We start from the raw sequence: 24,894 nt of genomic DNA on the forward strand, positions 1-24,894 counted from the left end.
CCGGTACGGCATAGTAGAAACACACATAGTGGCCCTGTTTTCAAACGGCACTACTGGCCCTGTTTTGGGTCGGCGTTAACACGACGGATTAAGGCGCGCCTTTGTCGGTTTCGCCGAAGTGTTTAAGACTTGGTTCATGCAGGGTCGTGATGATGGTCAGCGTCAGTTGTTGGATGTCGGTGCGTTCGCCGGGCACATGCTGCCGGTTGGGTCGGTGTTCGTTTTCCTCGCTGAGCACCGGCAGGAGTTGTTCCCCGATGACGCGTTCGCGGACTTATTCCCGTCGGGTCGGGGCCGGCCCTCGATCTCCGCGGACGTGATCGCGTCCGTGCTGGTGCTGCAGACCCTGCACTCGTTATCAGACCGGGAAACAGCGGAAGCTGTCACGTTCGACCTGCGCTGGAAAGCGGCGTGCGGGTTCGGGTTGACGGAAACCTCGTTTCATCCGACGGTGTTGACGTATTGGCGCCGCCGTTTGGCGGCGAGCACGCACCCGCACCGTATTTTCGAGGCAGTGTCTGAGGTTATTGCGCAGTCGGGGGCGTTGTCGGGCCGGAGGCGCCGGGCGTTGGACTCCACGATTCTCGATGACGCGGTCGCCCGTCAGGACACGGTCATGCAGTTGGTGGCGCAGATTCGCCGGGTCGGGCGGGAGGTCCCGGGCGCGGACAGCGTCGTCGCCGTGCTGACCGGCCACGACTACGCGAAGCCGGGCAAACCGGACATCGCTTGGGACGATAAAGGGGCCAGGGACGAGCTCGTTTCCCGCCTCGTGACCGACGCCCTCGCGTTGCTGGCGACGATCGACACGACGGCGTTGACCGGGCCGCAGCAGGAAACGGTCGCGTTGCTCACCCTCGTCGCGGGCCAGGACGTTGAGCCGGCAGAGGGCCCGGACGGCACGGATGGGCGGTGGCGGATCGCCCGGAAAGTCGCACCGGATCGGGTGATCTCGACTGTTGACCCTGATGCCCGCCATGCGCACAAGAGCCGGGAGAAGAAGCAAGACGGCTTCAAAGCCCACATCGCGATCGAGCCCGACACCGGCTTGGTGACCGCGGCCGCGTTAACGAAAGCGTCCGGGGCGGAGAATAGTGACGCTGCCCGCGGCGCCGGGCTGGTCGCCGCCGACACGAGTATCGGGTCCGAACCAAGTGAGGTCCTCGGCGATTCTGCTTATGGCAGCGGCGACCTCCTCGCCCAGGTCACCGCCGCGGGACACACACCGATCATCAAACCGATGCCGATTAGCCGGGCGGTCCCGGGCGGGTTCACGATCGATGACTTCATCATTGACGAGGCCCACCGGACGGTGACTTGTCCGGCGGGGAATACCCGGCCGATCACCTTGAAACGCAACGTGACATTCGGCGCCGTTTGCGCGGGCTGCCCGCCCAGGGCTCAGTGCACGACCGCCGTCGACGGCCGCAAAATGGTGTTGCATCCGCAGCAACAGATCCAACGTGAGCACCGGGCACGCGCCCTGAACCCAGACTTTCAAGCCGTTTACCGGCAGCACCGGCCCATGGTTGAACGCTCGATCGCATGGATGACTCGCGGCGCGAGACGAGTCCCTTACCGCGGCGTGGTGAAGAACCACGCCTGGTGGAACACCCGCGCCGCCGCAATCAACCTGAAACGACTCCTGGGCCTCGGACTCACCACTCAGAACGGGGTTTGGGCCCTTGGCTGAAGATTCCGGGCAAGGCAGAGACCCCCGCACTCGCGTCGACAGAGACGACCTCGCCGGCCAGGCCAAACCCGCAACACCGAATCGTTCCCGCGAGCAGCCCAAATACACCCACACGCGGCTCAAAAAACGGCCTACCCGACTCGCCGGGCCCACTGCAGCCATCTAAATCAGCAGGCTCCTAGCCGATGCCGCCGCCCTCGTTGAGATCGGCGAAGCGGGCCTCGTGGCTATCGGCAATTCCCTTCCGTGCCGGCTGACCTGTCAACGCTCCTGCTGGCACCCGGTGCGTGGGGCGATCGCGCCACCATTCAGGACCGGTCGGTCAGCTCTGCGTAGTGTTCGCACTTGTTTCCTGAGATGGCGGTGACGGCGTCTCTCCTCGCGGGACGACGAGCAGTTCCGAAATGCGCCGGCGATCCATCGCCGTGACTTGCAGACTGATGTCGTTGAGTTGGACGACATCACCCATCCGCGCGAGACGTCCGAGCCGTTCGATCACGAAACCGGCGATGGTATCGGATGCGCTTACGGGCAACCGCACGCCAGTCGCCTCTTCAAAGTCCTGGAAGTTGAGTCGGCCGTCAAGTGACCCTCTCCCTGACTGGAGGTCATGAGCGAGCGAGTCTATGTCGTATTCGTCGAAGATTTCACCGACAACTTCCTCCACGAGGTCCTCGAGGGTGACGATGCCGTCGGTTCCGCCGTATTCATCGACGATGACGGCGATCTGATGTTTTTCTGCTCTCATTATCGTGAGAGTCGGGAGCACCCGCGCGGTCGCTGGGAAGTACAAGATGGGACGCATGATTTCGCGAACCTGCTTGTCGGGATTCTTTGCGATCATCTCGTAGAGGTCCCGCACGTGGACAAAGCCGATGATGTCGTCGATGGTGCGATCGATGACCGGGTATCGCGAGTACGGCAGGTCATGCACTTCGGTAAATACTTCGCGAACGGATACCGTGCCGTCGAGGGCTGCGACTTCGGGACGGGGCCGCATAATCTCGCTGAGCTGGCGGTGCCGCAAAGAGAACACGTCGTCGAGGATCCGCCGTTCGTCTTCGGGTAGCCCCTCATGGCTCGAAACGATGTCTCGCAGTTCCTCTTCGGTCATCTCCTCGCTGGTTTTGTGCGGGTCTCCGCCGAGTAGACGAACGATCACGTTCGTCGACCTCGACAGCAGCCAGATAACCGGGCGCATCGCGACAGCAAACCCATTGAGTGCGGGCGCGACTGCGTAGGCGAATGCTGAGTTGCGCTGGATCGCGAGACGTTTGGGGGCGAGCTCACCGAGTACCAGAGACAGATACGCGATCACTAGGGTGAGCGCGATCGTGGCAACCGTGGCAGCGAGCGCTACGTTGAGGCCCAGGGCGACGAATAACGGCGCTACCGATGGAGCGATTGAGGCGGCCCCGTAAGCGGCGGACGCAAACCCGGCTACGGTAACGCCGATCTGTACGGCTGCGAGAAACCGATTGGGGTTGCGCGCCAGAGCCGCGACCTTCTCGCCGCGCCGCCCGCGGGCCGCGATCGCATTGAGTTGGCTATCACGGAGCGTGACGAGCGCCATCTCCGTGGCTGCGAAAACCCCGCCGATCAGGACGAAGATGAGGACGAGGGTGATGTTTAGTACGAGATCGCCGTTCAAAATGTCTCGACCGTCGACATGAGGGGAGGGGTCGAGACGCAGGGTCTATGACCGTCGGAAGATGGCTCGTGAGGAGTCCTATGCACCCATAGAGGATACCAAACGTCTCCGGCGGAAAGCTGGATTTAAGATTGCCCGATTGCGTGTTCCTTTCTGGAACGACCATGAGACAACTGAGGACCGGCATTGGAACGTCTCGTAACTCTAGGGTTGCGAGACGGGCGAGGTTAGCCATGAGAGTGGTTGCCTGGAAGACGAGCTATCGGTGGCGCTCTTCGCGGGGTGGCTGGTAAGTGGATCCGCAGTCATGTCCTTCGCAGAGGGGCGACGCCGTTTGTTCGATCGGAGCGGTGTAGGTCTCGGGCGAATCGAGCCAGAATGACTGGCTTCTCGGTAATCAGACCGTGTGTCGATCGCGGGACCACAGCTAGCTCTGCGTTTGGAAGCGCGTCGTACATCACGAGCAAGTGACTGAACTGCACCTCGTCGTCATCGCCGACGATGATGAGAACTGGGGCCTTCACGTTGCTAAGCCGAGCCAGGCTGAGATCCGGTTCTAGGAGTCCCCCATGATCTGCGGCGGGTCCTCCTCACTGAGAACGCCGTCCAACCACCCGTCATGGCGGAAAGCCGCTCCGCCAAATACCAGCGTTGAGACCAGGTCCGGACGGCGAAGCGCCAGGTAAAGCCCGACTATTGCCCCATCGCTCCACCCGAAAACATGAGCATTGGCGACGTCGCGGTCGTCGAGAACCTCAGCCATCGCATCGGCCATCTGCGCGAAGGACCACGGCCGTGATGAAGACCGAGCCCCACGCCAGTTGGCGCGGGAAGAGATCCGTGACTTGGGCCAGGTGCACCGAGAGCTGGCCAGGGTCATCCAGTGTATGTCCAGGACGTCAGCGGAGAACGCCCGCGCATGGTGGTCGAAGATTGCCACACTGCCTGACCGGGTTGCCCAACCGCGCCCTTTACGGGGAACGCCTCGCGGGGGCGGTGGCGAGACTTGAGCGCAACGGCGGAATGGTGTGCGTGATGTACCTCGACATCGACGACCATCAACGACACTCTCGGGCACGGCGGGGGCGACGATATCCTTATCGAGTTTGGGAAGAGACTGGCCAGCGTGTTGCGCCCCACCGATACGGTGGCGCGCTTCGGTGGGGATGAGTTCGTGATCCTCTGCGAGAACTTCGGTGGCGTGGGCGATGCCGAACAATTGGCGGCTCGGGTCGTGGCCGTGACCGCCGCGCCATGGGATGCCCAGGGCTGGTTCATGCCCGTTCACGTGAGCATTGGTTTCGCCGTGGCGGATTCTGCCACAACAGAGCCATCGGCATTGCTTCGTGACGCCGACACCGCTATGTACTTGGCTAAGAATGTTCCTGGTTCCATGTCGGTACAGGCACCCAATCGGCGGGCAGAGCCGCAATAGCCTCATCATGGAGCCGTCTCAGCCAGTAGGTCATGACGGTGCGGGCTGAGGAGGCGCGCCGCCCGCAGACCGCCAAGCCGCCGTGGGCGGCTCTTGCTCCCTCGATTACCACGGTGCCCGAGAGGTCAATCCGGCAAATCACAGGTGGCGGGGTGGCAATATCTGCCTCCGCGCCGACAGTGCCGGCAACAGATATGACTCAGCCATGGCTTGCCGCATGATCGCAGCGCGCTGCTGTCGCAGTGCACACTTGCCGAGTGATGTGCGTTTCCGCTTTATGCGGATCTGATGCATCCGATTCAGTACCCAAGATGGGGTCGCCAAAGTTACTGGGGTCTAATACACACTGGCTGAGCGCCTAGCCTTTGCGTGTGAATTGCAGCGCTATATGTCGGTGAATTCGCTTCGCTCAATGGCGTGAATGAACGTTGCGCGCTAATGGCGAGCTTGGGTGATGACGTGGCAGACACTGCCCGCTTCGCAGTCGCCTGGGTTGACATGCTGGCTCGCGTCGATGATGTGTTGCAGTTCTGTTTCAAGAAGTACAAGTTCTTGTTGGCGGCGGTGCACATCCGCAAGTTTTTTTGCGAGAAGGTTGGAGACGTGTTCGCACGGCACCTCACCAGCTTCTCTAACAGTGATGATGCTGCCAATTTCGGCCAATGTCAGACCAGCCGTCTGGGCAGACCGAATGAATCGCAGGCGCGATAGGGCCGCTTCGTTGTACCGGCGGTAACCGTTCCCCCCACGTTCGGCGGGATCCAACAGGCTGCGCCGCTCGTAAAACCGAATGGTCTGTGCGGTTACGCCGCTCGCGATGGCCAGGTCTTTAATCTGCATACTTCCATTCCAGCATTTGACCTTGCACTGCGGTGCAACGTTTACGGTAAAGGCATGGATATTGCGTTGCAGTACTTCGATGGGTGCCCGAACTGGAAAATCGCTGCTGAGCGGCTGGCGTTGATCGCGGCTGCATGCCCCGGCATCATCGTGACCCGGCAGTTGGTCGAGAATCTGGAAGACGCAGAGACAATCGGTTTTCGAGGTTCTCCGAGCATACTGGCGGGCGGAACAGACCTCTTTCCCGACCTATCGGCTTCGGTGGGGCTGGCCTGCCGCATCTACACAACCCCCACGGGATTGGCCGGTGCCCCAACGCTGGAGCAACTGCGCGATGCGATCGCCTCAGCACGAGTGGCATGAGTGGCATGAGTTAGGAATTGCCAATGCCTGGTGAATACTGACCCCGTGGCGTCGTTTGAATTCTGACCCGTCCGTGGTTTACGAGTACCGAGGTGGGGAGGTCTACTCGTCGTGTGCGTAGATCCTTCATCAGGCGGTTCACGCGAGTGACGCTAACTTCTCGTTGGTAGCCGGTCTTGTTCCGGGCGTCACGCCGAGGAATGACGTAGCGGTCGACGAGTGCGCCAGCTGAGATGACACCGATTGCTAGGGCTGTCCAGTTAGCGTCTTGCTGAATACGACTGGCGAATCATAATTTTCAATCACGTTTGATCCATATCGATCTGGAGCCGATGGCTTCGATGACCCCGGCAATATCCATTCCCAGGACCTGAGGTCGCGGCCAGAATAAGCCGACGCCGACGACGGCGAGCAACCCCAGCCCCTTTGGCACGTCCCGGCTACGGGCTCGGCGGTCGGCGGCGCTCACCGTACTTGCCTCGACTCTGACGAGCACCTCGTTCTGACGGGGCGACGGCCTTGCAACATTCTCGACGTGAACAATGTCCGGTCCGCCGAACCGGCGATACACAGCTGCCGACATAGACGTGTCAGCGGATGTCGGCCGGCCTGAATCAGGGGAGGCGCCATCCCTGCAGATTCGATATATCGTTACGGCGGTCATGAGCGGGATCATGGCGGAGTGGCTGAGAGACATCATGGTCTCCGTCGTGATCAGTCCATAAAGGTATGGGCCGAGGAGGATGACGGCAGGAATGAACATTGCTGTCGACATCTCCCCGATCACTCGCCGGCGGTGACGTTTAAGGATCATGTAGGTGACCATCGGTATGGTCATGTTGGAAGCCATGACGAAGTTCGACAAGATCGGTAGCTGGCTCCACGGATCGCTCGCTCCAGCGGCGTGCATGATGAGGTCGTACACCGGGTCGAGGGTGAACATTCCTACGTACATCAAAACGATCATCAGGCCGAGATGCGCTGCGTGATGAAGATATTGACGCCAGGTTCGTCCGCGAGCCGACGTTGCGTGCAAAGGGGTCGATGTTCGCGCGTGATGATTGCGTCCTGGGTTGTATTGCATGAGTTATCTCGATTTCGTAGGTGTTGGAAACACAATTCGGCCACAGCGCGCCTCCGAGTCAAGGCGCTGACTGTTCTCAGGCGCGGAGGCGGCGGCGTTCGCGCGTCTTCCGGATCAATCGGGGTACGGATCCGACAGCGACCGCGAGCAGGATGCTGAGAAGCAGGAATATCGTCGGGCGCAGCTGAGCCTTCGTCGGCGCGCCTTGAATCGCGACGCGGTCGAGGGGATACTCGAGCATCTTGCCGACCGAGTCCACGACGGCGCCGCTTGTCGTCCTCCCTAGCTGTTGGAAGGCGCCATCAAGCCCACCGGGCGTGCCTTGTCCGAGTTGCCCGGCCACTAGAATCTCGCCCTTGGCGTCTTCGAGCAGTGCGGTACGGACGACCAAGCCATGCTTGGTGGCGACGGTTCCCGTTTGGGAGCGTGCGGTCGCTGAGGCCGTTTGGGAGTACAGATACACCTCGAGAAGGGCACCGGCATCGATTTCTCCGACTCCATCGCGAAGCTCCACGCCGACTGCCGGTCGGGCCCACGGATAAGCGGAGTTCATCAGGACGCCAACATCCTCGATGCCGAACGCTTGTTCTGGCATGCTCACCGGTCCATCAAGGGACCAGCCTGGGATATCGATTATCTCGCCAACGCGGTTTGCCTCCTCGCCAACAACGCCCGGATCATCAACCTCGGCCAGATCGACATGCGCCGGCACCGCAACGACCAAGCACGCGCCCACGAGACCTACTGGGAGTAAAACCGGAGGCGGCCCGGGCACAAAGCCCGGGCCGCTACCACCTCGTCAGTACTCCGCTACCAGGTGCCTGGACTAGCGCTACCAACTCGGGCTACTCGCCAGGTGCCGCCGCTTCCGCCAGCCGCTCGGAAGAATTTCTACAATTATGGCGCCCAGCTCACCGGAAGAAAGCTCCGGCCTAAACAAGCCGGTGCTCCTGGACCCAGGCGAGCACGTCCCGAACGTCATACCGCACATGCCGGTTCTTGTTGCCTAGTTTGTCGGCTTCACCGCCTGGTCTAGGCGCCATCGATCTTCTCTCCTGCTCGTCCGAAGAGGGCTAGAGGTGAGAGTTTAGGAGCGGTAGTGGGCACCGGCCAGGGTGGGGATCTGATCGGCGGGGTCTTCCGCCCCCGCCGGGGTCTCGTCGGCGGGCACCAATCCTGCGTCGATAGTGTCGTCGGTGTTCAGGCGTACCAGCTGGTCGCGGGTGAACCCGAAGAACCAGGTGGCGAAGAATCCCACGGTGTAGGCGACGATCAAGCCGCAAGCGTAGCCAAGTGCGGCGGCGCCCCAGCCCTGGCTGCCCTGGAGCAGTGGGAACAGCGAGACGTCACTGGCGCCGATGGCGATCGCGCCGACGGTGTAGCCGAGCTGATCGAATAGGCCGATTACTGCGCCGCCGAATGCGCCGCCGATGCAGGCGGTGATGAAGGGACGGCCCAGCGGCAGGGTGACGCCGTAGATGAGTGGCTCGCCAACGCCGAGGAATCCTGCGGGCAGTGCACTCTTGATGGTACGTCCGATGCTGGTGTTGCGGCGGAGCCTGAAGAACACGGCGATGGCGGCACCGATTTGGCCGGCGCCGCCCATGGCCAGGACCGGCAGCAGGGTGGTGTAACCGACCTGTTCGATCAGGGTGGTGTGGATTGGGGTGAGTGTTTGGTGCAACCCGGTCATCACCAACGGCAGGAACAGCCCGCCGAGGACGAAGCCAGCGAAGACACCCGCAGTGCTCAGCAGCCAGGTGGCGCCGATACCGATCTGGATAGACACCCAGCCGGCGGCCGGCATCAGGAGGAACAGGGCGGCGAGGCCGGCGATCAGCACGGTCAACGTGGGCACGATGAACAAGGCGAGCACGTCGGGCGCCCATCTGCGGGCCCACCGCTCGACGTACGCGCCCAGGATGGCGGCGGCCATGGCGCCAAGAACCCCTCCCTGGCCGGGGGCCAGTTGCTGACCCCAGACGACGATGTTTGCAACTCCAGGAGCCACGATGATTCCCCCGATGACGCCGCCGATGATGGGTGTGCCGCCGAACTCTTTGGCAGCGTTCATCGAAACGAACACGGCGAGTAGGGCGAAGAACCCGCTGGCCATGACGCTGAAGATCGGAGACAGGGTGGCCAACCACGGAACCTGGCCGCTTGTGGCCAGGTTGGTCAGGATTCCGTTGATGCCGGCGATGAGTCCGCAGGCGATCAGTGCGGGGATCAGTGGGACGAAGATGTTGGAGATGCGCCTCAGAGCGTTCTTGACCGGGGTGTTGTTGCGCTGCTTGTTCTGTTGCCGGATGGCCGCACCTTTGTCGGCCAGCTGAGCGGCCGAGGAGGCAGCCGACCCTTCCGCGCGGGCGGCGCTGAGGGCCGACTCCACGTCGATGGCCACCCGGTCGACCAGACCCGGGCCCAGCACGATCTGGCAGTTATCGCCGGGCAGCGCGGCGAGCACCCCGGCGATCGCACGCAGTGCGGCGACATCGACTCGATCCTGGTCACGGACGCCGACACGCAATCGGGTCATACATTTCTCGACGTCGATGATGTTCTCGGCGCCGCCCAGACCAATGAGCAACTGGTCTGCGATGACTCGTGAGTCGGCCATGACTGATGTCCTTTCGAGCAAAGTGCGGGGTTGCACGGGGCTCCTAGCGGGATGGAGAACCCGGGCTACAAAATTATGTCGTGATATGAAAATAGCTTTCACAGACTTAGGAGTCAAGAGGTAATTACTTTCACCTCTTATCTGCGTTGTTGACGACATGTTTCGACAATCCCCAGGCTGAAATCTCTGCTGCGCTGCTGCGCACTGGTTACCGGGGAGATCAGGTGTGGCTCTGATGCACTCAAACGAGTGGACCACTTTGCAGCTGATGTAGTTATTTTGAAACCGTAAGTTGTAGTCCCTCGGTAACGGAGCCAGGCAGGCCACGACCCTGTCGGAACCACACGGGTGCGCCGTATGTGGCGGGTAACGCCTGTGCGACCGTACCTATCGCGAGGACGGCGGTGGCCGAAGTGTTCGGAGCGACAATAGCTGGCCGGAGCCGACCCACAGAAGAGTCAGGAGCCTCAAAAAAACTGCGTAATCCCGTGTTCGCTGAATCAATCTCGCTGACGTGGCTATCCGCACAATTTCCGCGATCCTCGGCAGAAGCAGGAATACGGCTGGGCTCTTTCGTAGAATTGCGTGTAACGCGTGCGCCACAGGGTCCGAGTTTTCGCTCGACTCTTAGAAGCTGCGGCCGCCCGTTATGGGCACTACTGCGCCTGAAATGTAGAACGCTTCGGGTGAGGCTAGGAAAACGTAGGCGGCGGCGAGTTCGGCTGTTTGTCCTGCCTGGCCCAGTGGGGTTTCCCGACCGAAAGTGGACAGCTTGTCTGGCCATGGAACTGCGGGGATGAGCGGCGTCCAGATTGGCCCGTGCGCGACTGCGTTGACCCGAACCCCGGCTGGGCCTAATTCTTGGGCGAGCGCCTGTGTGAACGCTACGAGTGCGGCTTTGGTCATGGCATAGTCGATCAACGCCTGTGCGGGGCTCGATGCCGGGATTGATGACGTGGAGATGATCGATGCTCCCGGCCAGAGGTGCGGGATGGCGGTGCGCGCGATCCACAGAGTCGCATAAAGATTGGTTTTGAAGACCCGGTCGAATTCTGTCGTGGACAGGTTTTCTGGACCGTTCCGGTTTTTTTGGTAGGCGGCGTTGAGCACCAGGATATCCAAGCCGCCGAGGGTTGCCACGGTATCCTTTACGAGATTGACGCAGCGGGTTTCCTCGCGGATGTCGCCCGGGATGAGCAGGACGGTGCGGCCGGCGGCCCGGATCTGCTCTTCCGTGAATTCGGCATCCGTCTGTTCGTCAGGCAGGTAGGAGATCGCAATATCGGCACCATCTTTGGCGTAGGCGATGGCCACGGCCCGGCCGATGCCGGAGTCGCCGCCTGTGATGAGTGCCCGCCTCCCGACGAGTTTTCCGGCGCCGTGATAGGTGTCTTCGCCACGATCCGGGCGGGGCTTAGTCGCCTCGGTCAGGCCGGGTTGACTCTGTTCCTGTTTTGGGTTGCCGCCGGTGATGTATTTCGTCCTCGGGTCGTCGTTTTGGTTCGTCATGATGTGACTCTCTATCGAAAAGCAGCGGGTGTTGCCGGTTGAGGCGGCACGGCTGACCGCCGCCTGCTGATTTCTTTGAGCCGGTGAGTTATCAGCGGAGACGGGCGGCCTTGGTCGTTCGCGCGCGGAAGCCTCCGCTGATCTGCACGAGGGCAGGGAGCTGTAGGCCGAGGAGATTATCAAAAGAAAAGAGCACCTCGTCGACAATCCGGCTGGCTTCCCGAGGTGAGACTCCTCGGCGGCAGGTGATGGCGATCTTCAGCGCTGACTGGTTCTTGACGCGATAGGTGGAGACGTGGGAGGCAACGAGTTCCGGTCGGTTCGTAAGAGCATCCTGGATGGCGTGCTCGGCCACTTTCGACTCAATGGCAACCGCGCCACTGCTGGTTCTTCCGTTCAGCGTGACGAGTCGGCCGGTGTGGCCGTGGCCTTGACGCAGGCTGAAGGTGACCAGCACCGCGATGAGCAGCGCTCCAGCGACGAGGACGATGAGCCATAACCAGCTGCCGTTGACCGGGACCAGGGATTCGGGCAATGGGGTGGCCTGCAGCCACCGGTTTGCCTTATCGATGCCGACACGAGTTGCGTTCGTCCAGCTGTCGCGGACGAGCGGAACAAGTGCCACCAGGACCAGGGTCGCGCCACCGATCAAGACGAGGATTCCGACCAGGAAAACAAAGACGCGGTTGAGGATGCGATTGGTGGAGTTCATCCCCCCACCCTCCCCCTGGAGACAACAATGACTTTCGCGTGAAGGGAACGCAGCAATCTAAAAGCCTCAATCTGTTCGCGCACGGCCGTGAGCACCGCCTGCTGATCGATCGCAGTTCCAGAAGTAGGAGTGAGGTGCACGGTTGCGCTACGGGGGGTCACGGTGACCCGCGCGTTATCTGGGGTCAACCCAGCAACGCGGGCCGCTTCACGAGCCAACGCGGATGCGATCACCTCGTTGTCGACGATGGTCGCGGCCCGGTCGGTCTCGAGCAGATGGCGAGATCGCCGGCCAGGAGTGACGGCCACGACAAGGAGAAGCAGCCCGATGAGGGCGCCGGTGAGGCCCAGCCCGCCCACGAGCACGGGCGGTGCAGAGGAGGCGCCCGCGACCGCGCCCGCCATACCCGCGGGGGCCGTGAGGAGCCCCGGCCGGCCGAGCAGGTTCAGCACGATCTCGATCATGAGCCAGAGGCAGGCGGCGATGGCCAGGATGGCGAGAGTGATCGCTGCGACCGAACGCGGCGAGTAGAGCTCGCGACGGCTGATCCGTTGGTAGGTGGAACGATACTTGGTCATTGCACGCGGTCCTCTGGTCGAATGTCGGCATCGGTGAGCCGCACGGTCACCCGGGACAGGGTAGAACCGGTCAACTCGCTCACCTGGTAATGAATGTGCTGCCTGGCGTGCTCGGCCCGCTCCAGAATCGTGCCCCCGGTGCGAGTCACGATGGAGGGATCCCGGTGCACACGGGTGAGCGCAACGACCCGGATGGGGGCGCTGACCGTGAGGGCGAGGTTGCCCTGATCATCGGTGAGCTCGGCACCGACCGCCGAGGGGTCAACGCCCAGAGCGTCCGCCGCGACCGCACACACTAGCCGATTCAAAGCTCGGGTCGAGACGGTGGTCCAGCCGTTTTTGAGCGTCGTCGGCGAGAGCGTATGACGGGCCGCTGTTTCGGAACTTAGGGTTGTCATGACGACGAACGCTTGCCCCGGAATGCGTCAACCAGGTTCGCAACGCTCAGCTTTCCGTCCATAATCCGCCCGACGATCGCGCCGACCGCCATGGCCGCGGCCACGAACGCGAATGGCCAAAAGCCAAGGACCAGCCACGTCAGAGCAAGCACGGCTCCGAACACGGCCCCCGTTTTCGCCAAAGTGCTCACTGAACCCGAGCCTCGGACTTCTCGTCCTTGTCGTCGGCCGGCAGATACACGTCGTTGATGTTCACGTTCACCTCGGTGACCTCCATTCCAACCAGGTCTTCGATCACACGGATCACGGCAGACCGCACCCGCTCGGCCACATCCTGCAGGGCCACGGGGTACTCCGCGACAATGGTTACGTCGGCCGCGACCTGAGTTTCTCCGACCTCCACGTTGATGCCCTGGCTCACGTCCGAGGTATTCAGGGCATCGCGGATGGCACCGAGCGCCCGGGCGGCTCCGCCGCCAAGGGCGTGCACACCGCTGACCTCACGGGCTGCAATGCCGGCGATCTTTGCCACCACAGCGTCGTTGATCACGGTCTTGCCGCGGCCGGGGGTCGTCGAGGCGGAGTTCGGTGCGGTGGAAAGAGTAGGTCTGGTGAGATCTGCCATGGGAGGCTCCTTGTTCGTGGCCCCTGAACGGGGCGTATTTGCACTAGTTATTATGTAGACGCATGCCACGACGCGTTCGTCACACCCGGTGCTACAGTTCCCAGCGAATCGAGGGGCAACCATTCCAGATAGCAAGAGCAGGGCACTGCTGGCCCACGCCGACGACCGCACCTTGGTGGACCGCGCTGTTGACGGAGACGTTCGAGCATTCGAAGTGATTGTGCGACGGTACGGCCCGTAGGTACGCGCCTACGCGACCCGCATCCTGGGCTGCAGCCACGATGCAGACGATGTCGTACAGGACACGTTCATCACGGCATGGGCGAAGCTATCGACCTTGAAAGATTCTGCGCTGGTAAAAAGTTGGCTGATGCGCATCGCCAGCCACAAGAGCATTGATCGAATCCGCGCACGGCGGCAGAACTCCAACCTCGACGACGTCGGCGTGCCTGCATCGGAGGACCATTCACCGACGCAGATAAGGGAGGCGCGTTCGTGTAACGAGGCACTCTCCCAAGTCTTGTCCGCCCTTCCGGAGGATCAACGACGATGCTGGGAGCTGAGAGAGTTTGGGGACTACCGTTATTCCGAGATCGCTGAGGAACTCGACTTGCCCCTTTCTACCGTTCGCGGGCTGCTTGCTCGCGCCCGCAAAACTTTGATTCGCGAGATGGAGGCCTGGCGGTGACGACTCGGAAACGTCCGCCCCCCCCCTCCCCGGCCTGGTACGTGTCAAATGATGAACCTGACCTCCTTGATGGCCACACCATTGACGAACTCAGCGACTACCTCGACCGAGGCAAGATGCCCACCGACCCGTCGATCGACACATCGGCTGCGTGCCAGATGGCGATGGCCTCCCTTAAGCGCCTGCGCGGCGCAATGAGCACGCTGCTCCGGGATGAGGCAGAAGAGCAACCGGCCCGAGACGACAACTGGGTCACCGCCATCCTGGACAGGATCGTGCTCGACGTCCGGTCCGGGCGTGACATCCCCATCTCGCACCCGTCGCCGAACGCGCAACTTTTCGTCACCGAGGGAGCTGTCCGCGGACTCGTTCGCGCGGCAGGCGATACCGTCGACAACCTCATCGTGGGTCGATGCCGGCTCGACGGGGACCTCACTGCGCTGGGAGCTCCGATCACGGTCACGGTCGATGCCAGCGTCTACAAGGGTGAGAACATTCCCGCCCTTGCCGACAAGTTGCGAGACACGCTCGTCGGCGCGCTACGCACCCACACCGAGCTCGCCATCGCGGGCATCGACGTGATCATTCGCGACATCTACCTCATTAAGCCAGAGCACGGCGAAGAAGAAGCAACACCATGACGGATGCCGCCGAGCTCGCAGAGAATCTCGAAGCTATCGTAAGGTCTGTCCCGGGGGTGACAGCTTTGTACCCGACCACGCCGATCGTCGTCACGATTGTCGGGTCTGTTGTCGATGCCCTTACGCAGCGGGAAAAGGCACCGAAACTAGTTACCGTGACGACGGGAATGGCCAGGCTGAGCGTGACCGCGAGAATCGGCGTCGCCGACGCAGCGTCATCCACCGAGGTGTGCCGACGCGTGCATGACACGATCGCCGCGAATCCCGCCATTTTGGCGCTTGCCCCCATCAACACCATCTCTGTGACGGTTGCCAGCATCGGCTAGAAGTACGGCCATTTTTCGCCGAGCGTGACGAAACGGCCGGTAGCTGCGTCTTTGAGGTGTGGCACTCTTGCGCTCGGTTCGCATCGTAACGCGCCCCTTAACTTAGGACAGGCGCAACACACGAAGTGACCCTGCCGACCAATCGGCGCGACCCAACCCTGGAGGTTGACATGCAAAACGAATTCACCAGCGCCCTTGCAGTTGGGCTGGCTACTCTCATGGACTTTGTCCCGAAGCTTCTGTTGTTCCTGGTCATTTTGATCGTCGGCTTGATCGTGGCGAAGCTGATCTCCAAGGCGCTGGCGAAGCCGCTCGAAAAGGTGGACTTTGACCGCGTTGTGGAGCGCGGCGGTGTGAAAAAGGCCTTGGCCAGCTCGTCCATGGACGCGACGGACATCATCGCAAAGATTCTGTAGTACACGCTGGTGTTGTTCGTTTTACAGTTCGCATTCGGAGTATTCGGGCCCAACCCGGTCAGTGATCTGCTCGCCGGGATCATCGCTTTCCTGCCGAAGATCATCGTGGCAATCATCATCATCGTCATCGCCGCGGCCGTTGCCGCGGGCGTGAAGACCCTCATCCAGGGCACCCTCGGCGGGCTGTCCTAAGGCAAGGTCCTCGCCAACATCGCCAGCATCTTCATCCTGTTCCTTGGTGTGACGGCCGCCCTGAACCAAATCGAAGTCGCCACCACCGTGACTACCCCGATCCTGATCGCCGTGCTCGCCATCATCGCAGGCGTTATTATCATCTTGGGCGCTGGCGGCGGCCTGATCAAGCCCATGCAGGCCCGCTGGGAGTCCTACCTCGTCAAAGCCGAGGAAGAAGCCCCGAAGATGAAAGAACAGGCCGAGCAGGCGAAGAACAAGATGCAGAACAGCATGAATTCCGCCATCACCGGCAGCACCCGCCGCACGAACATCGGGCGCTAGCAGACCGGCCCCGCGTGAGTATTACTCGATGGGTGTCCGGTTTGGAATTGGCGGCGCTTAATTCTGAACTGGTCACCCGGGTGGCCGAGCACATCCTCAGCCATTGGAAAGATGGCCTATCCTCGCTCCATCCATCGCACTGGTGGATCCCTGCCCCACTGCGGCCACAGCGCTATAAGCAGGTCCAAACGCCACACCTCCCGCGAACGGTGGACCCTTCGGTGGCCAACACCTCGAAGCCCTCGCCATTCATGTGAACCGTGTCGATGCCAAGGTGGACCAGGATCCCGGTCCCCGACGTGGACTGGATGACGAAGGCGTGCGGCTCGACCCGGACGAGGTTGCCACTCACCGGCGCACGAGCCGTCACGGGGCCGATTTCCGGGGAGGGTTGAATGCCACTCCCCCGCCGACGATTTCCTGGGCGAACACGGGGTCGGGAACATCGCCGAGCGAAACCACGGTGCCGCGCAGGGGGCTGAGGATGTTTTCGGGCATGGCTGTATCTCCTGGAGTGTGACGTGCGGGGAACTGCAGACGAATCGAGAGTTGTTATGGTCGTCAGCGATGCACGCCCGTGCCACACGATGCGACCCGCGGCAGCGGGTGACGGTTCGCTCAGGGTGACGTGATGGCGGTGCGGACGTCGCCGTGAGCCTGTTCGAGGCGAGCGGTGGCCGTGGGGAAATCAGTGTCGGTGAGCAGCATGACCACGGCGGTCTTGGCATGTCCGCCGGCCTGATCGATTGCAGCGGCGGCGGTATCCGGATCCGCCCCGGTGGCGTCGGTGACGATGCGGCGGGCCCGGTCGACCAATTTGGCGTTCGTGGGTTGGACGTCGACCATCAGGTTGTGGAAGACCTTTCCGGTGCGGATCATGCTGGCGGTGGAGAGCATGTTGCACACCAGCTTTTGCGCCGACCCTGCCTTCAGCCGGGTAGAGCCGGTCAGGACCTCGGGTCCGGTGTCGACCTCGATGGCGACATCGGCGTGTCTGCTGATCTCCGCGCCGAGATTGCAGGCGACGGAGACGGTGGCCGCCCCAACGCTTCGGGCATGGTCCAGACCGCCGATGACATAGGGGGTTCGGCCGCTGGCGGCGATGCCGACGACCACGTCAGCGACGGTGAGTCCGACTGCCCGCAGGTCGTTCACCGCGAGGTCGGGATCATCTTCGGCACCTTCGACGGCCTGGAGGAACGCACGCTCCCCGCCGGCGATAAGCCCGAGGACTTCCCCGGGGTCGGTACCGAACGTCGGTGGGCATTCGACGGCGTCCAGCACCCCAAGTCGGCCGCTGGTGCCGGCACCTAGGTAGATCAGCCGTCCGCCGCGGCGGCGGGCGCCCACAATCGCATTTACTGCGTTCTCGATCGCCGGTAGTGCCGCCGCCACCGCAACCGGGACTGTGCGGTCCTCTTGGTTCATCACGGTGAGCAGGTCCGCGACGGACATCGTGTCCAAGTCAGTGGTGCGGTCATTCGCGGTCTCGGTGCCCAATGTGGCGAGTGCCATGGTGTTGTCCCTGTTCCTGGTGTTGTTGAAGCTATTCATGGTTGTTTGTTTCGTCCCGGATGAGAGGTGACGGCGGCGTAGGTGCGTTCCAGCGCGGCTCGGGCCCCGGGCAGCGTCTGTGCGACGCCGACAAAGATGGCGTCGACGAGCAGGAGCTGCCCAGTGCGGCTGGCCATCGCTGCGGAACGGAAGCCAAACTCTCGACCCGCGGTGACCAAGACGTGTTCGCCGTGGGCCGCCAATCGGGAGCGGGCGGCGCCAGTGATGGCCGCCGTGCCGGCGCCGGTCGACCGGGCCGATTGCAGTGGGGCGACGGTGCCGGGGTTCTCTCCCGAGTGGGAAACGCCGATGGCCAGGTCGGCGGGGCCGAGCAGCGAAGCGCTGACCATTGCCGCGTCGTGTTCGGTGTATGCCCGGGCGACCAGTCCGACCCGGTTCAATTTCGCAGTTAGATCCTCCGCGACCAGGCCAGACGCGCCGATGCCATACACGTCGATCCGGCGAGCGGCCCGGATCAAATTGATCACTTTCTCCAGGGCGACGGGATCGACGAGTTCGGCGGTAGCGCGGAGCTGTTCAGACTCGAACGCGGCCAGCTTGGTCAACACCACGCCGATCCGGTCGCCGTCGGCGATGTCGGCGCCCACCGGGACACCACCGTCGTGGTTCGCACCGCCCTGCGCAGCCAGCGCGAGCCGGAGCTGCGGGTATCCGTCAAAACCGAGACGCCGCGCGGTGCGGACCACGCTCGCGGTGCTCGTCGACGCGCATTCGGCGAGTTCGTTGACTGTCAGAGCCGACGCCGCCGTGGTGTCAGACAGCAGGACCCGCCCGATCCGGCCCTCCGCCGGGGTCAGGCCAGGCAACATCGCCCGGAGCCTCGCGACCACATCCGACGGAGCCGGAGTGGTTGGTCCGATGAGCTCACGCCTAGCATCGGTCGCGACGCCACGATCAGGAGCATGCCTGTAGTCCTTCTTGGGTGTCATGGGCGCCCTCCTCCCCTCGGGTTGCAGTCTCGGGGCCATCCCGAGCCTGTAACAAAGTTACACTTTTTTGAACCGATGATGTCAAGAGTTTCTATGGTTTCTCCTATGACGGATTGGCGGCAAAGCAGATCCGCGTACCTCCTCAGCAGCCTCTGGAAGCCCGGTCCCAGCGCGCGATGACAGAAGCACGCGCCAAGAATGCGCTCATCGCAGCGCTCGAGCCGCCGCGTCGCGATCATGCTCCGCGCAGCCCCTCCAGTTTTTCGTCGCAAGGCGGTGAAGGTGGAACGCACGCCCCAGTGCTCAGGGGCTACCCGCGAACCGAGCAGACAGCGGACCGCTGATGCGCGCGCCGACTCACGACAAGCCCGCGGATCACCCGGACAGCCAAGCGGAGTGACTTGATTTCTCTTTGCTCCGTCAAACGATTTATGCGGATACGGCGCAGGAACGCCTTGCAGGGTCCAATCGCGCAACGGGCGTGCGCGGCGCACCTCGTAGTGAGCGCAAATCACGAGGATCCGCCCGATCACAGGAGGTCAAGTCCCATGGCACTTCACACCCAACACTCCCTGTCACGTTTCATCGCCTCGGAGCCACAGCAATCCGTCACCGAGAGCGGCGACACCCGCTTCTACGTGCGAATCGGACAGCCGCACTTCCGCCGCGAAGAAAGCGGCGACTTCACCATGCTCGAGCCGAGCTTCCACGACCTCGTCGCCTACCGCGCCACCGCTTACCGCGCGGTCGCCCGGTTCGCGAAGGGCGACAGCTTCGTGCCCTGAGACCTGCGACTCTTGGACGCAGTACATCGGACGAGAGGCCATCGCTCTTCTGAGCGAGGACGGCCTTTGCTCGGACGGCACTGCCGGGTCGCTGGTCGACGCCTCCACCGTGGAGAACCAGCCCGGGGGCGGTTTCGCGGGGAACGAGGCTGGCAACTATGCCGGCATGACTCAGCATGTGTGCGGACCGCTAGCCGGTAGCGGCGACTCGAACGACGATGTCTTCCTGAATCTTGGGCGCGACTACCCGGATACCGGGCGATTCCAAATCGTGCTCTGGGACATCGGCGGCGTGGAGCCCATCCCGCACGGAACGACTTTGTGCACGATGGGTGAAATCACGCTGTACGAGGGCGTCGCCCAGGTCGAGCTGGAATTCGCCGGTCAGGTCGAAATCTACGAATAGCCACCCGTCGGCGCTCCCCTACACCCTGCTCTCGACCGCCCTCTCACTGGCCCCTGGCGATGTAGATTTCAGGGGTCGATGTGTTGAGGTGCCGCCACCCCTGCGGGAGCGTCCTAGGGGAAACTCCTACGGGACCTCCTCCTCGAAACCGGACTGCGCGGCCCACTCTGGCAGGAGTCGCATTTGGCCCATCCGTAAGGAAATCCCGCTCACACGTGTCCCAGTGGTCGCTCGGCAAGTTCCTGGCCGTCCTTCACCGATATGTTGCGAGACGCGGGACCGAATGGACGCGCAACGAAGCATTGCCCGAAACTCAGACCTAGACCGGAGTCTAGAGCAGAGCTGGGTGGCATCCGATCAAAAAGAAAGGCCCAGTGACCGACAGAATTCCTGGTCAAAGGGCCTTTATGTGTAGCGGGAGCGGGAATTGAACCCGCGACACCACGATTATGAGCCGTGTGCTCTAACCAACTGAGCTACCCCGCCACGACCTGTCGGCTGCAAGAGCTTCCAAGCCAGAGCCCCCTGTGGGAATCGGACCCACTACCTCTTCCTTACCAAGGAAGTGCTCTACCAATGAGCTAAGGGGGCGAAGCATCCGTGTGAACGAAAACCAAGCCAAATTTTGGCAACCGGTAAATATTATCACCAAGTCGGCCGGCTCGATGACCGTGGGGCGGAATCGGGCACCGAAACCCCCGGCAGCGCCCACGCGGTGAAGCTCGGCCCGTCCGTTTCCAGACGGATGCGCCCGCCCGCCACGCTGACGGCGGCGTCGCCCAGGAGCCGGGTCGGCTCTCCTGCCACGGCCCCGAGCGGCAGTGTCACCGCGCACGCGGCGCGGGCCGCGACCAACAGCACCGACTCCTCCGCACACTCGCGCACGTAGACGAGCACATCGGCGCCCACGTGCACCCAGCGCATCCCGCCGCCGTTCAGGGCCGGGTGGGCGGTGCGCAAGCGGATCAGCGCCGCGTACAGGTCGATTGTGGCCGCCACCTCGGAGTCGCCCGCCGTATCCCACGGCATGGGCGTGCGCGAGCCCTCGCCGTCGTCGCCGGCCAGGCCGAATTCGTCGCCGGCGAAGACCACCGGGATGCCCGGCAGGGTCGCGCTCAGCCCGAAGGCGACGGCCACTCCCCCGTCGATCGCATGGGTGCGGAACCTTGGAGTGTCGTGCGTGTCGAGAGCGTTCATGGTGGCCAGGCGAGTGCGCCAGGGGTAGCCGGCCGTGAACCGGAGGTGAGCGTCCACGAACGCCCGCCCGTCGGTCAGCGGGATGGTGCCGTAGGGCAGCCCGAAGAACGTCGAGGGGCTGTGCGGTTTCGAGAGCCAGCTCCACACCGGTCGGGTGAAGGTCGTATAGGTCATCGCGCCGTGCCAGCCGTCACCCTGGAAGTCGTCCGAGGCATCATTGGTCGATTCGCCGAGCAGGATGGTGTCGGGATTCTCCGCGATCATGGTGCGACGGATGGTCTGCCGCACCAGGGCGTTCAGGTCCTCTCCCTGCAGGCGGCCGGTCATGTTCGCCACATCGATGCGCCAGCCGTCGAGGTGGTACGGGGCCCGCAGCCACTTCGCCACCACCGACTGCGGCCCCTCGATGAACCGGCGGCGCAGCTCGATCGAGGACCAGTTGAACTTCGGCAGGCTGGGCACGTCGAGCCAGGACGCGTAGTCCTCGTGCCGGTCGTCGAGCCAGTAGTAGAAGGCGCTCTCGACGGCACCCGGGGTGCGGTGCGCCGCCCGGAACCACTCGTGCCGGTTGCCGGAGTGGTTCGAGGTGAGGTCGCCGATCACCTTGAAGCCCCGCTCGTGGGCAGCCTCGACCAGCCGCACGAGGGCAGCGTCGCCGCCCAGTGCCGGGTCGACCACGTCGAAGCTCCGCGCGTCGTAGCGGTGGCTTGAGCCGGCCGGGAACACGGGCGTCAGGTAGAGCAGGGTGACGCCGAGCCGTTCGAGGTGGTCCAGGTGCACGACGATGCCGTCGAGGTCCCCACCGTAGAACTGGTGCGAACGGGTCGGTTGCTCCGCCGCCACCGGGTCGCCCCACGCCGCGGGCACAGCCCAGGCCGGCTTCTCGCGCAGCGCGGCGGCCGTGGAACGCCCGAAACGATCCGGGAAGATCTGGTACATCACGGTCGACGCGGCCCAGTCCGGCGGTGCCGGATGGCTGAGCAGCTTGAAGTCCTCCGCGTCGACGGTCTCGAAGGAATGCGCCCCGGCGGCGTTCAGCCACCAGTGCCCGCCGTCGGCCCGGTTGATCAGGAACCGGTAGCCGTTGACCGGGTTCAGGATCTCGACCTCGGCCTCCCACCACCGCCAGCCCTCCGCCGCGCCGAGCAGGCGGGCCTCGTGGAAGCGCGGTTCCCGGTCGGGCGTCGAACGCACGTGCACGGATGCGACGGCGCCCCACGCCTCCGGCACCCGCACCCGCACGCCGACCGTGTCGCCCGGCCGCGGCGCCTGGTCGGAGACGTACAGGGCCGACCCGTCGTGGTGCGGGAGCATGCGCGCCCTACTTCACCGATCCGGCGGTCAGGCCACCGACGATGTACTTCTGCAGCCAGAGGAACAGGGCCATCACGGGCAGGGCCGCGAGCACGGCGCCGGCCGCGAAGACCGAGTAGTTGGTGGAGAATTTCTGAGACACGAACTGGTAGAGGCCCACCGCGAGGGTCTGATTCTCCGGGCTGATCAGCACGATGCTCGCGATGACGAACTCGTTCGTCGTGCCGATGAAGGAGAGGAGGCCGACGACCGCCAAAATGGGTGCGACCAGTCGCAGGATGATCGTGAAGAAGATGCGAGCGTGACCAGCACCGTCCAACTTGGCGGCCTCGTCGATCGAAGCGGGAATCGTGTTGAAAAATCCGTACATCAGGTAGGTGTTCACCCCAAGAGCCCCGCCGAGGTAGACCATGATCAGGCCGACCTGCGAGTCCAGTCCGATCGCCGGGAAGATATCAGAGATGCCGTTGAGCAGGAGGAATATCGCGACGACAGCCAACAGTTGGGGAAACATCTGCAACAATACGAGCGTGAGCAGTCCCCCCCGGCGACCGAAAAAACGCATACGGGAGAAGGAATACGCCGCAAGGGCCCCCAAAAACACCGTGCCGATCGAGGTGATCACTCCGATGATCAGGGTATTGCCGTACCAGGCGGCGTATGGCTGTTGGGGCAGGTTGAAGAGCGTCACAAAGCTGCCGAGGCTCACCTCGCTGAATAGCCCATTTGCCGTGATCAGGGTGCCACCGGGTTGCAGCGCTGCCGAGAGCACGTAGACAAGGGGGAACGCCGAGAACACGGCCATGAACACGCCGATCAGGTGGCGCCATCCCGTTGCTCTGAACCAGCGCTTGAACTGGAATGACGACTTTCGCGCGACGATGCGGTCGCTTGCCTCCCGATTGTTGACCTGCATGTCAGTTCAGCTCCTCTAGTGCCTTGGTCTGCCTAAAGCTGATGATCGACACGATCGCGACCAGCAGGAAAATGATGATGGAGAACGCACTCGCCAATCCGTAGTCGCGGTTCGCACCGACGAAGGCGACCTTGTAGACCATCGAGATGAGGATGTCGGTCGCACCGACATTCACTCCCGCGGTAACGTCTCTCGGCCCGCCATTGGTGAGCATGTAGATGAGGTTGAAGTTGTTGAAGTTGAACGCGAACGACGAGATGAGCAGCGGGGCCACCGACACGAGCAGCAGCGGAAGCTTGATCAGCCGGAACACCTGCCAGGGCCGCGCCCCGTCGACCGTTGCTGCCTCCTGCAACTCGCCGGGAATCGACTGAAGAGCACCCGTGCAGACCAGGAACATGTAGGGAAAGCCGAGCCACAGGTTCACGAAGATGATGCTGAATTTGGCCAGCCACTCGTTTGTGAGCCAGGGTATTTCCGCCCCGCCGAACAGCACCTGGTTGACGAAGCCGAACTGCGGGTTGAGCAGTCCCGCCCAGACCAGCGCGGACAGGAATGCCGGGAACGCGTAGGGAAGAATCAAGACGACGCGGTAGACGTTGCGTCCGCGCATCCGCAGGTCATTGAAGACCAGCGCCAGGAAGAGCCCGAGCGCGAACGTGGTGGCGACAGAAAGGAAAGCGAAGGCGAAGGTCCACAGGGTCACGTTGATCAGCGGCCCCCGAATGGATTCCGTGCCGAACGCACGGGCAAAGTTATCGAATCCGACCTCAACCTTCCAACCGGGGCGCAGTTCGGTACCGTCCTCCGCGGCGAACGCCCCGACCGTGCCGTCCTCGGCGTAGACGACGTTCGTCGTGGTGTTCGTCATCGTTCTCGCGGCCTCGTCGTAGACCAGATCGGACAGGTAGAGATAGGCCTTTGAGCCGTCCGGGGTGCGGAGCACCCCCTCGTTCGGGTCGTCGGTGAGCGGCACCGAGAGGGCCGCGATGACCTCTTGATTGGCAGCGATGTCGCTGAACTTGAGCGAGGTGTAGCCGGGAAGTGCGGTGGCGACGCCGTCGGCATCCGTCTCGGCATCGGTGACTTCACGCAGGGGCGCGTCGGCGCTGCCGACGCTGATCCGGCCGTCAGGGTCGGTGACGAGGAGGCTGTAGGCACCCAATTGCTCGATCACGGTGATGTCATACGCGACCGAGTCCGGCACTCGTTGCTGCGCGGAGGCGATGAGTGATGCGACCGCGTCCGCCCTGGTGCTGTTGTGCCCGGTGCCGTAGTTCGTGAACGCGATGTAGCCGGAATAGCCCACAACAAAGATCTGGAAGATCACGAGGAAGATCAGGCCGGGGGTGAGGTACTTGGCCGGCAGAGCGTTTTTGCTGAAGTAGATCCAGTTGACGATCAGGGTGACTGCCAGAACGAGTCCGAAGACGACCCAGTCCTGTTTCAGGAAGAGCACAAAGAGGGCGTAGACGCTGATTGCGTCGACGATACCGAGGAGCAGAATTTTCACCAGGAGAATCTTGATCCCGACGGACGCCGCCTCGGCAATTCGTCCCGCCCGCTTGGATTGCCTCCACTGGGTGACCAGCGAGTTGTCGCGCACGGTGCGATCGCGACCTGTTCGTGGGGTGGGCATCTTCGTCCGTTCTCTGGCGCCTGCCGGCAACCTTGCCT

Annotated in this window: 29 protein-coding genes, 2 tRNA genes and 1 pseudogene; 11 read left to right on the forward strand and 21 right to left on the reverse strand. The window is 62.9% G+C overall.

Features of this window, described 5'->3' with window-relative positions; all coding sequences use genetic code 11:
* Nucleotides 1-136 precede the first annotated feature (136 nt).
* Nucleotides 137-1,693: an IS1182 family transposase gene (locus tag CXY82_RS07850; RefSeq protein ID WP_104170495.1), complete on the forward strand. Its 1,557-nt coding sequence runs from the start codon at nt 137-139 to the stop codon at nt 1,691-1,693.
* A gap of 322 nt (nt 1,694-2,015) precedes the next feature.
* On the opposite strand, the gene CXY82_RS07855 is transcribed toward CXY82_RS07850, so the two are convergent.
* Together CXY82_RS07855 and CXY82_RS18555 are read right to left on the reverse strand one after the other, a co-directional pair.
* On the reverse strand, nt 2,016-3,344 hold the full coding sequence (locus tag CXY82_RS07855) for a hemolysin family protein (protein WP_104170428.1): 1,329 nt from the start codon (nt 3,342-3,344) through the stop codon (nt 2,016-2,018).
* 556 nt (nt 3,345-3,900) lie between these two features.
* Complete coding sequence (locus CXY82_RS18555) at nt 3,901-4,224, reverse strand: alpha/beta fold hydrolase (RefSeq protein WP_370443689.1); 324 nt, start codon at nt 4,222-4,224, stop codon at nt 3,901-3,903.
* Nucleotides 4,225-4,401: 177 nt separating this feature from the next.
* On the opposite strand from CXY82_RS18555, the gene CXY82_RS07865 reads away from it, so the two are divergent.
* The gene (locus CXY82_RS07865; protein WP_104170430.1) at nt 4,402-4,779 is read left to right on the forward strand and encodes a diguanylate cyclase domain-containing protein; all 378 of its coding nucleotides are present in this window, start codon (nt 4,402-4,404) and stop codon (nt 4,777-4,779) included.
* A gap of 435 nt (nt 4,780-5,214) precedes the next feature.
* On the opposite strand, the gene CXY82_RS07870 is transcribed toward CXY82_RS07865, so the two are convergent.
* Nucleotides 5,215-5,619 carry a heavy metal-responsive transcriptional regulator gene (locus tag CXY82_RS07870; RefSeq protein WP_104170431.1) on the reverse strand — a complete coding sequence of 135 codons (405 nt, stop codon included), beginning with the start codon at nt 5,617-5,619 and terminating at the stop codon, nt 5,215-5,217.
* 54 nt (nt 5,620-5,673) lie between these two features.
* On the opposite strand from CXY82_RS07870, the gene CXY82_RS07875 reads away from it, so the two are divergent.
* Nucleotides 5,674-5,982, forward strand: a complete 309-nt coding sequence (locus CXY82_RS07875; protein ID WP_104170432.1) for a thioredoxin family protein — start codon at nt 5,674-5,676, stop codon at nt 5,980-5,982.
* 298 nt (nt 5,983-6,280) lie between these two features.
* Here CXY82_RS07875 and CXY82_RS07880 read toward each other — a convergent pair whose 3' ends face one another.
* The 9 genes from CXY82_RS07880 to CXY82_RS07925 all read right to left on the reverse strand — a co-directional run bounded on the left by CXY82_RS07880 (nt 6,281) and on the right by CXY82_RS07925 (nt 13,508).
* Nucleotides 6,281-6,925, reverse strand: a complete 645-nt coding sequence (locus tag CXY82_RS07880; RefSeq protein ID WP_146069074.1) for a hypothetical protein — start codon at nt 6,923-6,925, stop codon at nt 6,281-6,283.
* Nucleotides 6,926-7,142: 217 nt separating this feature from the next.
* On the reverse strand, nt 7,143-7,790 hold the full coding sequence (locus CXY82_RS17025; protein WP_199180908.1) for a hypothetical protein: 648 nt from the start codon (nt 7,788-7,790) through the stop codon (nt 7,143-7,145).
* A gap of 363 nt (nt 7,791-8,153) precedes the next feature.
* The gene (locus CXY82_RS07895; protein WP_104170435.1) at nt 8,154-9,686 is read right to left on the reverse strand and encodes a PTS transporter subunit EIIC; all 1,533 of its coding nucleotides are present in this window, start codon (nt 9,684-9,686) and stop codon (nt 8,154-8,156) included.
* A 627-nt stretch (nt 9,687-10,313) separates the two neighbouring features.
* The gene (locus tag CXY82_RS07900) at nt 10,314-11,195 is read right to left on the reverse strand and encodes an SDR family oxidoreductase (RefSeq protein ID WP_104170436.1); all 882 of its coding nucleotides are present in this window, start codon (nt 11,193-11,195) and stop codon (nt 10,314-10,316) included.
* 91 nt (nt 11,196-11,286) lie between these two features.
* The gene (locus tag CXY82_RS07905) at nt 11,287-11,907 is read right to left on the reverse strand and encodes a hypothetical protein (RefSeq protein WP_104170437.1); all 621 of its coding nucleotides are present in this window, start codon (nt 11,905-11,907) and stop codon (nt 11,287-11,289) included.
* Nucleotides 11,904-12,485: a DUF6286 domain-containing protein gene (locus CXY82_RS07910; protein ID WP_104170438.1), complete on the reverse strand. Its 582-nt coding sequence runs from the start codon at nt 12,483-12,485 to the stop codon at nt 11,904-11,906. Before CXY82_RS07910 ends, CXY82_RS07905 begins: the two co-directional genes overlap by 4 nt.
* Nucleotides 12,482-12,883 carry a hypothetical protein gene (locus CXY82_RS07915; protein ID WP_146069075.1) on the reverse strand — a complete coding sequence of 134 codons (402 nt, stop codon included), beginning with the start codon at nt 12,881-12,883 and terminating at the stop codon, nt 12,482-12,484. The genes CXY82_RS07910 and CXY82_RS07915 overlap by 4 nt, the downstream gene beginning before the upstream one ends.
* Nucleotides 12,880-13,074 (reverse strand): DUF2273 domain-containing protein, encoded by a 195-nt coding sequence (locus tag CXY82_RS07920; RefSeq protein WP_233199257.1) that lies wholly within the window; start codon nt 13,072-13,074, stop codon nt 12,880-12,882. Before CXY82_RS07920 ends, CXY82_RS07915 begins: the two co-directional genes overlap by 4 nt.
* Nucleotides 13,071-13,508, reverse strand: coding sequence for an Asp23/Gls24 family envelope stress response protein (locus CXY82_RS07925; protein WP_104170440.1), 438 nt, complete (start codon nt 13,506-13,508; stop codon nt 13,071-13,073). The genes CXY82_RS07920 and CXY82_RS07925 overlap by 4 nt, the downstream gene beginning before the upstream one ends.
* 253 nt (nt 13,509-13,761) lie before the next feature.
* On the opposite strand from CXY82_RS07925, the pseudogene CXY82_RS07930 reads away from it, so the two are divergent.
* From CXY82_RS07930 to CXY82_RS17570, 6 genes and pseudogenes are all read left to right on the forward strand, one after another.
* Nucleotides 13,762-14,196 (forward strand): annotated as a pseudogene (locus tag CXY82_RS07930) (RNA polymerase sigma factor); the annotation flags it as partial.
* A 41-nt stretch (nt 14,197-14,237) separates the two neighbouring features.
* Nucleotides 14,238-14,837 (forward strand): hypothetical protein, encoded by a 600-nt coding sequence (locus tag CXY82_RS07935; protein ID WP_199180909.1) that lies wholly within the window; start codon nt 14,238-14,240, stop codon nt 14,835-14,837.
* On the forward strand, nt 14,834-15,163 hold the full coding sequence (locus CXY82_RS07940; RefSeq protein WP_104170442.1) for a hypothetical protein: 330 nt from the start codon (nt 14,834-14,836) through the stop codon (nt 15,161-15,163). Before CXY82_RS07935 ends, CXY82_RS07940 begins: the two co-directional genes overlap by 4 nt.
* Nucleotides 15,164-15,288: 125 nt before the next feature.
* Entirely contained in the window at nt 15,289-15,579 is a 291-nt protein-coding gene (locus CXY82_RS17560; protein ID WP_199180910.1) for a hypothetical protein, read from the forward strand.
* 9 nt (nt 15,580-15,588) lie between these two features.
* The gene (locus CXY82_RS17565; RefSeq protein ID WP_199180911.1) at nt 15,589-15,771 is read left to right on the forward strand and encodes a hypothetical protein; all 183 of its coding nucleotides are present in this window, start codon (nt 15,589-15,591) and stop codon (nt 15,769-15,771) included.
* Nucleotides 15,772-15,819: 48 nt separating this feature from the next.
* The gene (locus tag CXY82_RS17570) at nt 15,820-16,095 is read left to right on the forward strand and encodes a hypothetical protein (RefSeq protein ID WP_199180912.1); all 276 of its coding nucleotides are present in this window, start codon (nt 15,820-15,822) and stop codon (nt 16,093-16,095) included.
* 172 nt (nt 16,096-16,267) lie between these two features.
* On the opposite strand, the gene CXY82_RS18560 is transcribed toward CXY82_RS17570, so the two are convergent.
* From CXY82_RS18560 to CXY82_RS07960, 4 genes are all read right to left on the reverse strand, one after another.
* Nucleotides 16,268-16,465 (reverse strand): PTS glucose transporter subunit IIA, encoded by a 198-nt coding sequence (locus CXY82_RS18560; RefSeq protein WP_158252034.1) that lies wholly within the window; start codon nt 16,463-16,465, stop codon nt 16,268-16,270.
* On the reverse strand, nt 16,462-16,593 hold the full coding sequence (locus tag CXY82_RS17575; protein WP_134401013.1) for a PTS glucose transporter subunit IIA: 132 nt from the start codon (nt 16,591-16,593) through the stop codon (nt 16,462-16,464). The genes CXY82_RS18560 and CXY82_RS17575 overlap by 4 nt, the downstream gene beginning before the upstream one ends.
* Nucleotides 16,594-16,713: 120 nt before the next feature.
* Nucleotides 16,714-17,649, reverse strand: coding sequence for an N-acetylmuramic acid 6-phosphate etherase (gene murQ, locus CXY82_RS07955; protein ID WP_199180913.1), 936 nt, complete (start codon nt 17,647-17,649; stop codon nt 16,714-16,716).
* Nucleotides 17,646-18,599: a MurR/RpiR family transcriptional regulator gene (locus tag CXY82_RS07960; RefSeq protein WP_104170444.1), complete on the reverse strand. Its 954-nt coding sequence runs from the start codon at nt 18,597-18,599 to the stop codon at nt 17,646-17,648. Before CXY82_RS07960 ends, murQ begins: the two co-directional genes overlap by 4 nt.
* Nucleotides 18,600-19,147: 548 nt before the next feature.
* Between CXY82_RS07960 and CXY82_RS07965 the strand changes: the two genes are divergently transcribed.
* Entirely contained in the window at nt 19,148-19,384 is a 237-nt protein-coding gene (locus CXY82_RS07965) for a hypothetical protein (protein WP_104170445.1), read from the forward strand.
* Between the two features lie 166 nt (nt 19,385-19,550).
* Complete coding sequence (locus CXY82_RS07970; RefSeq protein ID WP_134544110.1) at nt 19,551-19,790, forward strand: hypothetical protein; 240 nt, start codon at nt 19,551-19,553, stop codon at nt 19,788-19,790.
* Between the two features lie 412 nt (nt 19,791-20,202).
* On the opposite strand, the gene CXY82_RS07975 is transcribed toward CXY82_RS07970, so the two are convergent.
* The 5 genes from CXY82_RS07975 to CXY82_RS07995 form a co-directional block, all read right to left on the reverse strand.
* Nucleotides 20,203-20,276 (reverse strand) — tRNA-Met (locus CXY82_RS07975).
* Nucleotides 20,277-20,309: 33 nt separating this feature from the next.
* A tRNA-Thr gene (locus CXY82_RS07980) sits at nt 20,310-20,381 on the reverse strand.
* Between the two features lie 54 nt (nt 20,382-20,435).
* On the reverse strand, nt 20,436-22,301 hold the full coding sequence (locus tag CXY82_RS07985; RefSeq protein WP_104170447.1) for a glycoside hydrolase family 13 protein: 1,866 nt from the start codon (nt 22,299-22,301) through the stop codon (nt 20,436-20,438).
* A 7-nt stretch (nt 22,302-22,308) separates the two neighbouring features.
* A complete protein-coding gene (locus tag CXY82_RS07990) occupies nt 22,309-23,217 on the reverse strand; it encodes a sugar ABC transporter permease (RefSeq protein ID WP_104170448.1) in 909 nt (302 codons plus the stop codon).
* 1 nt (nt 23,218) lies between these two features.
* Nucleotides 23,219-24,856, reverse strand: a complete 1,638-nt coding sequence (locus CXY82_RS07995) for an ABC transporter permease subunit (protein ID WP_104170449.1) — start codon at nt 24,854-24,856, stop codon at nt 23,219-23,221.
* Nucleotides 24,857-24,894 lie beyond the last annotated feature (38 nt).

The organism is Cryobacterium sp. M23 (assembly GCF_002929655.1).
Lineage (GTDB): Bacteria > Actinomycetota > Actinomycetes > Actinomycetales > Microbacteriaceae > Cryobacterium > Cryobacterium sandaracinum.